Annotated in this window: 12 protein-coding genes and 1 riboswitch; of the genes, 3 read left to right on the forward strand and 9 right to left on the reverse strand. The window is 34.6% G+C overall.

From position 1 onward, the window contains the following. The first annotated feature begins 166 nt into the window (after positions 1-166). The gene (locus BKP45_RS08280; protein ID WP_071389261.1) at positions 167-1606 is read left to right on the forward strand and encodes a carbon starvation CstA family protein; all 1440 of its coding nucleotides are present in this window, start codon (positions 167-169) and stop codon (positions 1604-1606) included. Positions 1607-1799: 193 nt separating this feature from the next. Here the strand turns inward: BKP45_RS08280 and speD are convergent, their stop codons facing one another. Next, positions 1800-2612 (reverse strand): adenosylmethionine decarboxylase, encoded by an 813-nt coding sequence (gene speD / locus BKP45_RS08285; RefSeq protein WP_071389262.1) that lies wholly within the window; start codon positions 2610-2612, stop codon positions 1800-1802. A 405-nt stretch (positions 2613-3017) separates the two neighbouring features. Next, positions 3018-3299 (reverse strand): DUF6509 family protein, encoded by a 282-nt coding sequence (locus BKP45_RS08290; RefSeq protein ID WP_071389263.1) that lies wholly within the window; start codon positions 3297-3299, stop codon positions 3018-3020. 360 nt (positions 3300-3659) lie between these two features. Between BKP45_RS08290 and BKP45_RS08295 the strand changes: the two genes are divergently transcribed. Together BKP45_RS08295 and BKP45_RS08300 are read left to right on the forward strand one after the other, a co-directional pair. Continuing rightward, positions 3660-4226 carry a YpiB family protein gene (locus tag BKP45_RS08295; RefSeq protein ID WP_071389264.1) on the forward strand — a complete coding sequence of 189 codons (567 nt, stop codon included), beginning with the start codon at positions 3660-3662 and terminating at the stop codon, positions 4224-4226. A 254-nt stretch (positions 4227-4480) separates the two neighbouring features. Beyond that, the gene (locus BKP45_RS08300; RefSeq protein ID WP_071389265.1) at positions 4481-5812 is read left to right on the forward strand and encodes a polysaccharide biosynthesis protein; all 1332 of its coding nucleotides are present in this window, start codon (positions 4481-4483) and stop codon (positions 5810-5812) included. A gap of 562 nt (positions 5813-6374) precedes the next feature. Here BKP45_RS08300 and BKP45_RS08310 read toward each other — a convergent pair. From BKP45_RS08310 to BKP45_RS08340, 7 genes are all read right to left on the reverse strand, one after another. Beyond that, on the reverse strand, positions 6375-7247 hold the full coding sequence (locus BKP45_RS08310; protein WP_071389267.1) for a polysaccharide deacetylase family protein: 873 nt from the start codon (positions 7245-7247) through the stop codon (positions 6375-6377). A 155-nt stretch (positions 7248-7402) separates the two neighbouring features. Further along, the gene (locus BKP45_RS08315; RefSeq protein WP_071389268.1) at positions 7403-8011 is read right to left on the reverse strand and encodes a nucleotidyltransferase family protein; all 609 of its coding nucleotides are present in this window, start codon (positions 8009-8011) and stop codon (positions 7403-7405) included. A gap of 28 nt (positions 8012-8039) precedes the next feature. Further along, positions 8040-9092 carry an XdhC family protein gene (locus BKP45_RS08320; RefSeq protein WP_071389269.1) on the reverse strand — a complete coding sequence of 351 codons (1053 nt, stop codon included), beginning with the start codon at positions 9090-9092 and terminating at the stop codon, positions 8040-8042. A 40-nt stretch (positions 9093-9132) separates the two neighbouring features. Beyond that, positions 9133-9639, reverse strand: a complete 507-nt coding sequence (locus BKP45_RS08325; protein WP_281243137.1) for a 2Fe-2S iron-sulfur cluster-binding protein — start codon at positions 9637-9639, stop codon at positions 9133-9135. A gap of 289 nt (positions 9640-9928) precedes the next feature. Next, a complete protein-coding gene (gene pucD / locus BKP45_RS08330; RefSeq protein ID WP_071389270.1) occupies positions 9929-12214 on the reverse strand; it encodes a xanthine dehydrogenase subunit D in 2286 nt (761 codons plus the stop codon). After that, the gene (locus tag BKP45_RS08335; protein WP_071389271.1) at positions 12201-13109 is read right to left on the reverse strand and encodes an FAD binding domain-containing protein; all 909 of its coding nucleotides are present in this window, start codon (positions 13107-13109) and stop codon (positions 12201-12203) included. Before BKP45_RS08335 ends, pucD begins: the two co-directional genes overlap by 14 nt. 214 nt (positions 13110-13323) lie before the next feature. Next, positions 13324-14658 (reverse strand): 5'-deoxyadenosine deaminase, encoded by a 1335-nt coding sequence (locus BKP45_RS08340; RefSeq protein ID WP_071389272.1) that lies wholly within the window; start codon positions 14656-14658, stop codon positions 13324-13326. Between the two features lie 77 nt (positions 14659-14735). Continuing rightward, a riboswitch (purine riboswitch) is annotated at positions 14736-14836 on the reverse strand. Between the last annotated feature and the right edge of the window lie 248 nt (positions 14837-15084).

Raw genomic sequence — 15084 nt, forward strand, 5'->3', positions numbered from 1 at the left:
AGCGAAGCTAGACGAGTTCTCTTTTTTATCTATTCCCTTATAAACGCTAATAATAAATTTACTTTTCTAAAAAAACATCTTGTATTTATTTAAATTACTCGTTAAACTATTCTTCATAGTTAAAATAATTTAAATAGTCAAACAATTTACCGGAGGGAAACGGAACATGGGTACATTTTTATTTGCAATCTTCTTATTAATTATCGGATATCTTTTTTATTCAAAATTTGTTGAAAAGATTTTTGGTATAAATGATAAAACTCCTACCCCTGCTTATTCACAGACAGACGGTTTAGATTATGTTCCAATGAGTTGGTGGAAAGGGAGTTTAATTCAACTATTAAATATAGCAGGTTTAGGGCCGATTTTTGGTGCTGTTATGGGAGCATTGTATGGTCCAATTGCATTTATATGGATTGTTATTGGCTGTATCTTTGCAGGTGCTGTTCATGATTATTTTTCAGGGATGATCTCACTACGCCATAACGGAGAGCAGTATCCAAACATTGTCGGTCGTTATTTAGGAAATACTGTACGCTTTTTTATTAATGTTGTTTCGATTATTTTAATGGTTTTAGTTGCAGCAGCTTTTATTGCAGGTCCTGCTCAATTAATTTCACAATTAACACCACTTAGTTTTATAGCAGCAATCGCACTGATTTTTGGATACTTTTTAATAGCGGCTGTATTACCTGTTAATAAAATTATCGGGAGAATTTATCCTATCTTTGGTGGAATCCTAATTTTTATGGCAATAGCCATTGGGGTAGCTTTACTTTTTACTGATAAGCAAATTCCTAACTTGACTTTAACCAGCTTTCATCCAAACGAATTGCCAATTTGGCCTTTATTAATGGTTACCATTTCTTGTGGAGCTATTTCTGGGTTTCATAGTACCCAAAGTCCAATCATCGCTCGTACACTAAAGAAGGAATCAGACGGTAGAAAAGTGTTTTATGGTGCTATGATTGCTGAAGGTATTATTACCTTAATCTGGGCTGCTGCTGGAATGACTTTTTTCGGAGGTACTCCAGGTTTACAAGAAGCTTTAGCTGCTGGTGGACCATCAGGTGTTGTTAACGAAATCTCAACTTCTTTACTAGGTACATTAGGTGGCATTTTAGCAATTCTAGGTGTCATTATTTTACCAATTACAACAGGGGACACAGCCTTACGCTCTTCAAGGATGATCTTAGCAGAACTTCTAGATAAGTTTCTAACAAATATGAGTGGCAAAGCGAAAGTCTTGCTAGTTACAAGTTTAGTAACTGTTCCAACACTATATTTAGCAACAATTGACTACTCGTTTTTATGGCGTTATGTAGGTTGGACAAACCAAGTGGTCGCAACTGTTATGCTTTGGACAGGTACAATGTACTTATTAAAAAACAGTAAGTTTCACTGGATTTCTGGAATACCAGCTCTATTTATGACAAGTGTCGTATGTACGTACATTTTCTACGCTCCAGAAGGCTTTAGTTTAAGTTATCAAATTTCTTTACGTACTGGCTTAAGTTTAACAGCATTAGTTTTGATTTGGTATGTGAAACAAATCATCGTTCACAAACGTCCACCTTCAAATCATGTAAAATCGAAAGCTTCTTAAAAATTTTCTAACAATAGGTGTTAAGATCTTCTCACCATTGTAAATAAAGCTGAACTTCAATCAGTGGGGGTCTTACTGCCCCTTAAGAGTGAGATAAAGTTTGTACCATACACAAAACAATTATCTAAATAAAATAAAAATAGAGTGCGAAACTAAGCGTTTCGCACTCTATTTTTAAGAGTTCGCTGTACCTTTAGCGATTAATGATAGTTTTCCCGTAATAAACCTCATCCATTTCAAGCTTTAATTGTTTTGTAATTTCTTCTTGTTCTTCTTTGGTCAATTTATCTTTTTTGTATCCGAATAGATAGTTGTTTAAATCAAATTTCTTAAGTTTGCATTTTGTATGAAAGATGTTTTCTTGATAAATGTTTACATCAATCATATCATACAACTCTTTTACTTCTTCTGGTATATAATTTTGGATTGAGTTTATATCATGGTCAATAAACAACTTGTGTCCATTTATATCTCTTGTAAAACCACGAACTCGATAATCCATTGTCATAATATCTGTATCAAATGAATGAATAAGATAATTTAACGCTTTAAGTGGTGATATTTCGCCACATGTTGAAACATCAATATCTGCCCTAAACGTACTAATTCCTTCATAAGGATGATATTCTGGATACGTATGAACCGTAATATGGCTTTTGTCTAGGTGAGCAAGAACAGTTTCTGGAAGAGGACCAGGAGATTCTTTAAAAAATCCTTGTGGTGCATTATTTACCGGACCTTCAGAAACTAAAATTGTAACACTAGCGCCTTGTGGTTCATAATCTTGTTTGGCGATATTTAATACATGAGCACCAATAATACTTGTCACATCTGTTAAAATTTTTGTTAAACGTTCAGCATTGTATTGTTCATCTATATACTCTATGTAAGCTTCTCGCTCTGCTTTTGTTTTTGTATAGCAAATGTCATACATGTTAAAGCTTAATGACTTTGTAAGATTATTAAACCCATGTAATTGAATTCGTTCTTCTCGTGTAAGCATCATTAATTCTCCTTTTAAACACCTTCAATGTTCCGAAAATACATCCCTTAAAAAAGAGATAATGTATCAAAGATACGTTTAGTATTTTTCACACAATTATAAACTACCATAAAGTGAAAATGAAATCTATAAACATTGTACTCTACTTTATTATTTTTTCACTTTTAATATAATAAATGAGTAAGTTTTATCATCATATAAATCAAGCTATATGTTAGTTACGAACGCATTAATTCAACTAGACATAGTATTTTGTTGGTTCAAAAATCTATATTATAAAATTAATATTATTATTTTCTAAAACTTTTCAAATAAAATAACCATTCTTCTATATAAATAGTTATTTTAATTACATTTTTTATTAGAAAAGTTACATTCCTAAAACTACTTTGATCATCGCTCTCTGAATTAATCAATGTGTTGTTTACAATAATCACTAATTATAGATAATTCTTCATCCTCTAATTCAAACTCTAAGAATTTTTCAGTCTCTTTTTCGTATATATCGTACTGGACTATGCGAGACCCTTTTTCATCTTGTGCATAAATTACTTTTACTCGTAAGCCTAATTCTGAAAATAAATCATCTTCTTCCGGCACTTCTACATCTATAAAAAATTCATAACGATCACCACTTAAAATTCCTATTGTATCTTCGACTTTTTCAATCGTATGGCCAATAATATTCATCTTTGTAAACGCCCTTTCTATTTCTAACTATATAGTATACTATACTATACTTCGTAGTATTTCATTTACTCGATTATTTAGCAAACTTTTCTTTTTTAGCTTTATTAAGTTGTTTAAAGATTATTCCGTAAATTTTATACGTTAACAAAATTTTCACTTGAGGTATCATGTAAGATAAACTGCCAAACTCCACCTATTTTTTCAAAATTTATGTATAATTTATAGGACGTGTTACTATTTGTTATTAAAAAGAAGTAATAAAACTACAAATAGTAACTATAGAATGTTTTTACACAACCTACATTTAATTAATATATCTACTATCACAACAAATATTTTTAGCACTATTAGGGGGGAACTATGGGAAACTGGGTTTCAGCAACCGAGAAAAGTAGTTTTTTAAAATGGTTTTTAAAACATTATCAACTCAAACAGAGAGAAGCACGAATGTTTTTAGAATATCTTTTGAAAAAACACCATATTCTTCAAAACTTATCTTTTACAGATAAAATTAAATATAATGAAAAGACGGTTGTTATTTCAAGTATACAGGCAGATGAACCTGGTTTTGTCTATTATTCAACTCGTGGCAAATCAGAAAATGTTTCAGCTGCTCTTAATGATCTAATGAGTAATCCGACTGGTAAGTTGAATATTGTTCTTCACTTTCAGGGGAAGCAATTAAATTATCGTTATTTAAAATTGTTGGAATCAAAAAGTGATAGTTTAAAAACGTATAGACAGTTCGAACAATATTCTAAAGATGCCGATGCATTAATTAATAAAGTGTTGTTAGAACAAGAAATAAAATTTATTAAGTTACTTATTGATGAAGCATTGGACAATAGGGATGAAAAAGAATTTAAAAGATTAATTTTAAAATTACAAGATCTAGAAAATGAATTAGCTTCTAAAAAGAAACCGTAGTAAATTTTCATTTGACTACGGTTTCTTTTTTTATCAATCTGATTTGAACTTAAGAGGCATAGACCCCCACCTCTAAGCATAGCGTAGGTGGGAACTTCCCCATTCAGGTGGAGTTGAGACTCCATCTGAATTTCCGATGTTCTAGCGAAGCTAGAACGAGTTCTCTACTCCTAAATAATAATAGTTTGTACATATCTATGATACTTGTCTCATATTCTTAAAGTATCATCTTCACAGGATAGGGGTTTGGAAAAATGAAGTTATTTTATCGAGGAGTTATACTTTTAGCGATTGCCGCTTTTTTAGGGGAAAGTCTTGAAGTAATAATAAATATTGTGTTAGCAAGAGAGTTGGGAGAAAAAGGGTTGGGTCTTTATATGTCAATCCTACCATCGATTATGCTTATTGCCGTACTAGCTAGCATGGAATTACCTATTTCGATTTCAAAGTTTGTCGCAGAAAAAGACAAACAGTATCACCGAAGTATGCTACGACATGCGCTCGCATTAGCACTACTCATATCATCCCTTATTTTTATCATTGCGATCATGGTTATACCGTACGTTTCTGTCTTTAATCAGTACCACCCTTTTGTTCGTAAACTTATTTTCATTTTAATCCCACTCATGTCTTTTTCGGCAGTTTTTCGAGGGTATTTTATGGGTTCACACCAAATGGGGAAAATTGCATTTTCAAATTTTTTAAGAAGATTTGCTCAATTACTTCTACTCGTATTCATTTACCAGTTATTTCAATTTGATCGCGATTTAGCTTTACTGATTGCCTTATGTACAATAATCGCAAGCGAATTTCTCGTTTTTGCTTATATGGGTACGATGTTTTTTATCGAAATGAAATCAAAAGAGTTTAAAAAGAAATCAAAAATAATGGATGGTAGAACAGTTAGAAAAAGCCTCTTATCTGTTTCACTTCCGATGACTGGTGTAAGACTCTTTCATTCTATCACGTTTGCGATAAAACCTTTTTTAATAAAAGCTGCACTAGTAAACGCAGGTTTAACCGAGGCGTTAGCAACTGCTCAATTTGGTAAGTTAGCCGGGGTTGCTTTTTCAATAGGTTTTTTTCCAACTTTCATCGCCCATTCGTTACTAATCGTGCTCATCCCAACAGTAGCCGAGGCTTACGCAAAAAATGATTATGTTAAATTACAACAGTTATTAGTTAGAGTAATGAAAATAACGATGTTTTACGGTGTTCCATCTGTTTTTATTTTTTACTTTTTTGCCGAACCGTTAACGGGGCTTTTTTTCAAAAATTCTCCAGCAGTTGTTTACTTACAGATTTTAGTTCCATACTTTTTGTTTCACTATTTTGTTATACCGCTTCAAGCCTATCTAATTGGTTTAGGTTTAGCAAAAGATGCTTTAATTCATGCAGTTTGGTCTTCTCTAATTTCATTTGTACTTATGTATTATCTTGGATCAATGGAACATTTACAGATGCACGGTATTATTATAGGTATGAATACAGGGATCGTATTACTAACGTTAATGCACTACGTAACTGTTTGTAATGTTATCGGTATTTCTTTAACAATGCGAGGTCCAGCATTTAATAGAGTATAGCTACTTCAACGGGTAGAAAAACCAATGCTTCCTAAGAGGATAGACAAATTATGTTATAGCCTAAACAATAAAGATAAATAATACAACCTTTACCGATCATTTATCTAGCTAGAAACTGCACTTACTTATTGAGTTGCTAACGTAAAAAGGATTTTTTTCAAGAACAACTGGTATTTCAGATTCAGGAGCATCAGCATAAAGTGTTTTATTTTCCCTAATAATTGTTTCAAAAGTTGGTATATTTTGATTGCTCACTTGTTGGATAAACTCTCTTAAAGCCGAAACCTCAAGCTCCTTGTACTGCTTGAAAAATATACACTTTTCTATCTTAAGAATTTCATAATCCGCTATTCTCGCCACTAAGATACTAAATTTGTCCCACTCTTAAAGACCCCCACCTCAAAACGTAAGAAAATCGGAAAGTTTAGGTGGGGGATGAAGGAAAACCCCCACTGATTGAAGTTCAGCTATATGCGACTTGTTTTTGGTTATTATAAAATTCATTCATCTTCCCCAAAAAAGTAAAACAACTAAGTGGCTTAGTTGTTTTACTTTTTCTAGTTTATTTTTGATATGGAATATTTAATAGTTCTGGAACAGTCACAAACTCATACCCTTGTTGCTGTAGAGTTGGAATAATTTGGCGAAGCGACTCAATTGTATTTGTTCGATCTGCATCCCAATCCCCACCGTCATGCATTAATATAATTGCACCAGGGTGTACGTGGTTTAAAACATTCGCAGCAATTTCTGCTGGTGGCTCCTCTTCCCAATCTAATGAATCAACCGACCATACGATGATCGAATAATTTAATTCAGCTAATTTTTCTACTAGCTCATTATATAAAAATCCATATGGAGCACGAAACAATCGTGTTCTATATCCAAGGATTTCATTTAGTACATCCTCAGTTCTAGTTACTTCTCTCTCAAGAGTATCTAGATCAGCTTCCTTAACTAAATTTGGATGAAAATAAGTATGATTACCAATAATATGGCCTTCTGCAACCATACGCTCGACGATTTCTGGATATGCGACAGCCCTAGATCCCATCACGAAAAATGTGGCTGGTATATTGTATTCCCTTAATACATCTAACACTTGTTCACTGAAACGTGGATCAGGTCCATCATCAAACGTTAGTGCTATTCTGTTTTCTGTTGTCGGACCTTGTAATACAACTGTTTCAGGATATCTTTGTTGAAGAATAATATTAGAAATCGGTTGCTGTCGGTTTCTTTCTGGATTTTCTGCACCACCACTTAATTCAGGAAAATCATCTTCTTTTTGTTTATTACGATCTTTTTTCCACCATAATTGTTGATCCACCTGAGTCGAAACTTCATCATGAGCATAAACGTCAATTAATCCAGAAAATTGAGTTGTTGCTATGGATGTCAATATAAAAAACACCTTGATCCAATTCATTTTCATTTTTTCAGCTCCTTCATTTTCTCAAATACAAAGTTATTCTTTTCAAGATTAGGAAAAGTATGCGAAAAAAATGAATAAAAATGGAACAGGCCTTATCTTAATAATTATCATATCACACCATAAAAAAGCACTTTGCAAGCTATTATGCAAGTGCTTTATAAGCGAATTTGTCTTGCGAGTTTGTAATCTTCAGGAGTATCGATATCAAAAAAACTTGTAGATGACGTTAAGGGAATAAGAATTTTATTACTAATACTATTGATTAATTCTTTCCCACCACAATCCCCTTTCACCAAAGTAAGGTCTAATGATTGGAAATGCCCAAATAGAACAGGGTGCCCAGGCTTTTTGTCAAGAACTGGACGTATAACAAAGGGGTCAGTTGTTTGATTAAGAACAACTAGCGATTTTTGAAAAATTGAAGATACTACGCGACTATCAATGAATGGCTGATCACCTAAAAAAAACATCACTGCCGAGTTGCTATTTGATAAAGAATGAAAAGCAGTAAGAAAAGAAGTACTCAACCCTTGCTCGTAATGAGGATTGTAAATCCACTCAATTCTTGAGTCATCTACCGGTATTGAGCTTGTTATTTTCAATGCTTCATAACCAACGATAACTTGAATTTTATAAAATGGATGTACAAGTATGTTTTCGATGACATGCTGTAATACTGGTATATCATTTAAAGGGAGTAGTTGTTTTAATGTTCCCATTCTACTAGAACAACCCGCAGCTAATATTGTAGCAACGACGTTCATTCAAATCACTTCCCACTTCAATTACTTTCTAGTGCTTTCTAAATTGTTGCTTTTTTTGTTTTTTCATTAAGACGCGTTGCTCATTTCTTACTTTTATTAATTCTGCAACGATACTAACACTAATTTCTTCTGGACCTTCTGCAAAAATATTAACTCCTACTGGAGAATGAACCCATTCAGGAATATAATGAGGAAAAACTAGACGTTCGGTTCGTTGTTTTGGACCTAATATCCCAATATATTTCGGCGGTTTTTTTATAAAATAGTTAACTAATTTTTTATCTTTTATAAAACTATGTGTCATAATTAATACATAACTATTTCTATCAAAATTTTCATTACCAATCAATCGTTCAGGATGTTCACATATGAAAGAATGCGCATCAGGGAAAACTTCTCGGTTACATCGACTACTTCTAGGATCAATGATAATTGGTAAAAAATGATACTGCTTCACTAACTTTACTAAAGGCTCTACATCAGGACCAGCACCAAAAATAAATAATTTGTCGTTTGGCTCATATAATTCAAATATAAATTTTGACTTACCTATCAGTTCGGTAATTATTAATTGATCGTTCCTAAAAAATTCCGTTAATTTTTCAAGTATATGAACTTGAAGTTTGGGTATTTCGCCAATGGTATGCCCCTCTTCAGTTAAAACGAGATGCATCTGTTGACTTACAGGTTCGAGTACCCTAGCACTAGCTACTTTTCTCCCTAGATTTAAATGTTTTAGTATTTGTTTGTTCGTATCATCCCATTGAACTGGTTCTAGATAAACATCAATTTGACCATTACAGCCAGCACCCATCCCCCAATCAAGATCATCTTCAGACCGAAGATCATATGTTACTATCATTGGTTTTCTAGTCACCATTACTTCCTTAGCTTTATAGGATAAGTCTTCTTCTAAACAGCCCGCACTGATCGTTCCAAATTGTTTTTCATTATCAAAAAACAACATCTTTGCTCCTTCATGTCTGTAGGACGAACCTTTGACACGTATAACCGTTGCTTTAATAAATAGTTTTTGCGGATGTTGGCTCAAGATTTCTAACATTTGATATGCTTCTTTCATACACACCCCTCGCTAAGTCTTTACATCTTGTAATGTAAACTTATTCCTTATAATATTCACATATTCTTTCTAAAGAGCGAAGAATTCCACCATAACCTGTACAACGACAGAGATTACCTGATAATCCCACTTTTAAATCATCTACAGTTGGGTTGGGACATTCATTTAATACTCCTTTCAAAGAAATGACCATCCCTGGGGTACAGTAGCCACATTGAAACCCACCTTCTTCAAGGAAAATTTGTTGGATTTGATCCAATCTACCTTCACTAATCCTCTCAATTGTCTCGATTTTTTTTCCTTCACATTGATATGCCATAGTTAAACATGAATTATGTGGTTTTCCATTAACGAGCACCATACACGCCCCACATCTACCGATTCCGCATGAAATTTTTGTTCCTGTTTTATTTAAATCCTTTCTCAAAACATCGATTAAACGTTTAGAAGGATCTACAGAAAGTGAAACCATTTCACCATTAAGTTCGAATATTAAACACTCACTGACCGTCTCATTATTATTCGTTTTTTTGCTTTCTTGCTTCACCTAAATCCCCCCTTTTATCGAAGTATGGTACGTGAAATTTAATTGTTAATTTTTCATACACCAGAATTTATAAAGCTGAACTTCAATCAGTGGGGGTTTTCCTTCATCCTACACTGATTGTTAGTTCAACTTATACCATGGGCATAAGAATAACTAATCATCAGCTTTCGCCGATGAAAGTTATTCTATATCGGACCTTTAGGGGCAGTTTATCCCCCACCTAAACTTCTCGATTTTCTTACGTTTTGAGGTGGGGGTCTTACTTGCCCCTTAAGTGTGGGATAAATTTCTAACTTGGAAACTGTCTAGCTTCAGCGCTTTTCTTGCTGAAAATAGGTTCGAGGAGCGACTCCGGTTTTACTGGTAATTTTGTCAACCATTTCCCTGTAGCTTGATTAATTGCAGCTACAATTGCAGGTGCAAGTGCTACTGTACCAACTTCACCTACACCACGGGGTCCGTACTGATCATCTGGCAACAGTTTTTCGATTGCCTCTACAGATTGGCTAACGGGGACATCAAAAATCGTTGGTATCAAATACGTATCCAGATTTTTCGTCACATACTGGGCGACATCCATGACAGCATCTTCATGTAAAGTAAAACCGAGAGCCATGATCCCACCACCTTCTATTTGACCTAAGTAGCCCATTGGATTCACTACAGGACCAGCTGCTACTACATGATCAATTTTGAAAACGTCTACCATCCCTGTGAGCAAGTTTACTTCTACTTCACAAACGACAGCCGTACAAGTATAAAGGTAATGAGCACCAACAATAGGATCAGGTGTAGTGGGAAAATGGAATTCTCGTGAACATTCATAATGATTTATTTTAGCGAGTTCTTGATAAGTTATTACGCATTTTGATTGGTCAGCCACGTCAATCCAAATCCCTCCAGGTCCGGTTCTTAGTTTTTTCATTTCAATACCAGTTAGATTTGATGCTGCTTCAAATAATGCTTTACAAAATGGTGGCTTTAAATGGTTTAAAGCTTGCCAAACCATGTTCGTAGTTCTTGATGCAGTAGAAGAACCACTTACCGGAACTCGATCTGTATCTCCGATAATAATACTTATATCGTCTTTACTACATTGAAAATGATCTATCAATAATATTTCGATCGTACTAAGTAACCCTTGCCCCATTTCTTCATGACCAAATGCTACTTCAATTTTCCCTTCTTTATTTAATCTAATAGTACCTCCGCCGTGATCAGGGAGACCGTATCCGAGACCAGAACCATGCATCGCCATAGCTGCACCAACCCCACGGCGGGCCCATGGTTTTTTTACGTTAGGTTTCTCAAATCTCTTTTTCCACAAGTCTGATTCTTGTATTTTTCCCCATACATCAGATGCTCCAGTTGTAGGTACAATTCTTTGTCCAAGTGGACCTAAATCATCTTTCTTTCGTAAATTAATAGATCGAAATTCCCATGGATCTAGCTCTACCTTAGCAGCTAGACGGTCTATTTGACCTTCTAAAGCAAAAATTACTTGGTTTCCTCCAAATCCTCGAAACTCACCCGATACACCGTTATTCGTATAAACGGCTTTTCCATCCACTTTTACATTTGGTATTTGATATGGACCGATACAATGTTCGGTTGCAAAGTTTAATACGGGAGCTCCTAACGTTGAATATGCGCCCGTATCAGATAAAATCTTGACTTGATGAGCAATAATTTTCCCTTGTGAATCTGTTCCAGTTTTCATCTTTATTTTCATCGGATGACGCTTTAACCCAGCTTTTACAGATTCCCATCTTGAAAAATGCATTTTTACTGGCATCCCAGTATGAAGTGCCAATAAGGCTCCATACGGTTGGACATTTAACTCATCTTTCCCACCAAATGAACCACCTATTGGACTTGAAATCACACGAATTTTTTCTTCGGGAATGGCTAAAATTCTTGCTAATTGCATACGATCTTTATAGCCATGCTGAGTTGGAGCATATATTTCTATATTTCCTCCATCTGAAGGAACGAATAGGCCCCCTTCCGTCTCTAAATACGTATGCATTTGACGTGGAGTTATATAGGTTTCTTCTACAATAATTGAACAGATTTGGAATGCAGCATCAATATCTCCTCGAAAATATTTCGTTTCATGGAGAATATTACCGTTCTCATGTAGCTTTGGTGCGGTGGGTACAAGTGCGGCTTCTGGAGAACTAAGTACTGGTAATTCTTCGTATTCTACTCTGATCAACTTTAAGGCCTCGGTAGCAATTTCTTCAGTCACTGCGGCAACACAGGCTATCGCATCACCTTCATAGCGAACATGCTTGTCACAAAATACAGGTTGATCGGGTTGTGCAATACCAAATCCGTTTATTCCCGGTATATCAGAGTGTGTAAGAACAGCTTTGACGCCTTCGTAGACGATGGCTTTACTTATGTCTATTGATAAAATCTGAGCATGAGGGATACCACTTCGAAGTACTTTTCCATAGAGGACTTCAGGTAAAGTAAGGTCCGTTAAATAGCGAAGTTTCCCCGTTACTTTTTCTTCTCCATCAGGTCGAATTTTCCATTTCTCTCCTCTATTTTCACTATCCAACCGCATTTTGATCACCACCTTGTTCCACTATATTACACAATTCAGCCGTAATAAGATTTGCTGCAACTGTTTTTTTATATTGGTCAGTCATGAACGCATCAGAAACTACCACATATTCATCGAAAATAGCAGTATGAACCTTTTTCAATAACGACAATGAAAACGGAAAGCCGTTGAGTACTCGTTCGGCCTCAAATAACTTTATCGGTAATGAAGACCCACCTCCAACCGCTAATGTAACAGATTGAAAATTATTCAGGTTATTAATTTTTCCTTTTCCAGCAACAGAAACGATCGCTGGTGTGAACGTCTTCCTTCTTCCTATTTTTTTATGAAAATAGAATGATTTTTTTGAATTTTCTTCGAGAGGAATGTTGATATGAACTAGCAACCTAGTTTCATTCTTATGAGGTTCAAACTGACGGGTGATCAACCATTTTTCTAATAACTCCGACTCAAATAGCTTCCCATCATACCAAGTTAACTCCGCATCATAGATTAATAATGCAGGTAATGTATCGCCTACCGCTGTAAGGATATTTCCACCAATAGTTGCCTGATTACGTATCGATGGTGCGGCAATTTTTTCACATGACATAACTAAAGCTTCTGTATTTTTACGTAAAATTGGATTTTTAATACAATCAGCTATTGTTGTTGACGATCCAATTTTTACAAACTCTTGATTATTTTCAGTTCGTTGCACAATGATTTTCTTCAATTCTTCAAGAGATTCCAGACTAATAATGTCTGAAGGTGAATTAAGCAACCCTGCTTCCCACTGTGTTCGAAGCCAAGTGCCCCCTGAGACAAAACAACTTTGGTCAATTCCAGTTTGGCTATGAATGCTCCAAGCTTCTTGTAAGTTCTTTGGTCTCCATACTTTACATCTCGTTACCATCGAATAGCCTCCTTTATTGTAAAAAATAAAAGTGAAGACCCAGTCTATTTTTAAACTTTAATCAAACTGATTTGTAGTTAAGTCATAGACGCCCACCTCTAAGCGTAGCGTAGGTGGGAACTTCCATTCAGGTGGAGTTGAGACTCCATCTGAATTTCCGATGTTCTAGCGAAGCTAGAACGAGTTCTCTTGAGCAAAAAGTAAGTAACTACTATTAAATATTTGGCATTTTTTTTATCAATCTTTTAATCGATCGATTAGCCCCTTCTAATACATCTTCTTTATTCATAGTTTTCATAATTCTATTTTCCATAACGACCTTTCCATTAATAATTGTCGTCTCAACATCGGCACGTGTCGCAGAATAAACAATTCTTGAAATAGGATTCACATCAAACATAGGATACGTATGAAAATCGTTTAAATTTAAAATGACAAGATCTGCTTTTTTTCCAACTTCGATACTACCAATTTCATTGCCCATCCCTACGGCTTTCGCTCCACCAATCGTAGCCATTTTAAAAACGGTTTGTGCATCCATGGCTGTAGGTCCGTGAAAAGGTTTTTGAATAAGCGCAGCAAGTCTCATTTCATTAAACATATCTAAATTATTATTACACGGGGCACCATCCGCACCTAAACTAACTGAAATATCTTGGTCTAATAAGTTCGGTACATTAGCAATACCAGAAGCTAGCTTTAAATTTGAACCAGGACAATGACTTATATTTACTTTTTTTTCTTTGATGATTCTTTTTTCTTCTTCATCTAACCAGACACAGTGCGCTAAAATTAACCTTTCATTAGCTAGTTCAAGATGGTCTAGGTACGTAACATTCCTCATACCTGTTTCATACTCGACAATTTCAATTTCACCCCGATTTTCTGATGCGTGAGTATGCACATAAACATGATAAAGATTAGATAATCTACTCACTTCTTTTAATAATTCCTCAGAACAAGAGACTACAAATCGTGGTGAAAAAGCGTATTTAATTCGACCTTGATCATACATGTTCCATTTTTCAAGTAAATCAACACTTTTTTGGATTGACTCTATTGTATTTTCTTGTAAATTTTTAGGTACTTCGTTTCCCTTATCCATCATGACCTTACCTGATAATGCACGAATACCACTCGCAGCAATTGCTTGAAAAGCAAAATCTGTGTGATGTACTGTCTCCATATCGACAATCGTCGTCGTCCCACTTTGTATTAACTCACCAATACCTAATAGAGCAGAATAATATATGGACTCTTCATCATGAGCAGCCTCGAGTGGCCATATTTTTTTCTTTAACCAATCTAGTAACTCTAAATCATCTGCTTTTCCTCTAAATAACGTTTGACATAAATGGATATGTGTTTGAACAAATCCTGGGATGATTGTTCTGCCTTTACCATTAATGACTTTATCTGCATGACTGATCGGTAAATTCTCACCTATTTGATTGATTAAATCATCTTCAACATAAATATCCCCAACAAAAATATCGTTTTTTTCATTCATCGTAACGATTTCTATGTTTTTAATTAACAAGTTTGCCATCTATATTCACCTCATTAGTAATACATAGGGCCTAAGGTTATTTGCGAACGTCAAAGAGACCTGACCGCAAAAATAAACCCTTTAGGAATATTTTTCGTAGCCAGGTCTTTTACGGTGCCTTGTAGAAACCCCCAAACCATATTTTTGAGGTTATACGAAATAGTAACGTATTAAACTTATGAGTCAATCATAAATCGAAACTGACATTTAAACTATAAAAATGGTAGAAAATATCTCAAATATAATTCAGTACCAAACGCTTATTGAAACATGCGATGTTTACTGTTATTGGTGACCGTTTCTTTATTACGCTAGCTTCAAAATTTTCCAACTTGGAAAAGAGATATTGAAAAACTCAATCCCTTTTGAGAACCTTTGATTACTATAGCAACATGATACTTAAATTTTTTCTAGAAAAATAGGCGT

The sequence above is a fragment of the Anaerobacillus alkalidiazotrophicus genome (assembly GCF_001866055.1).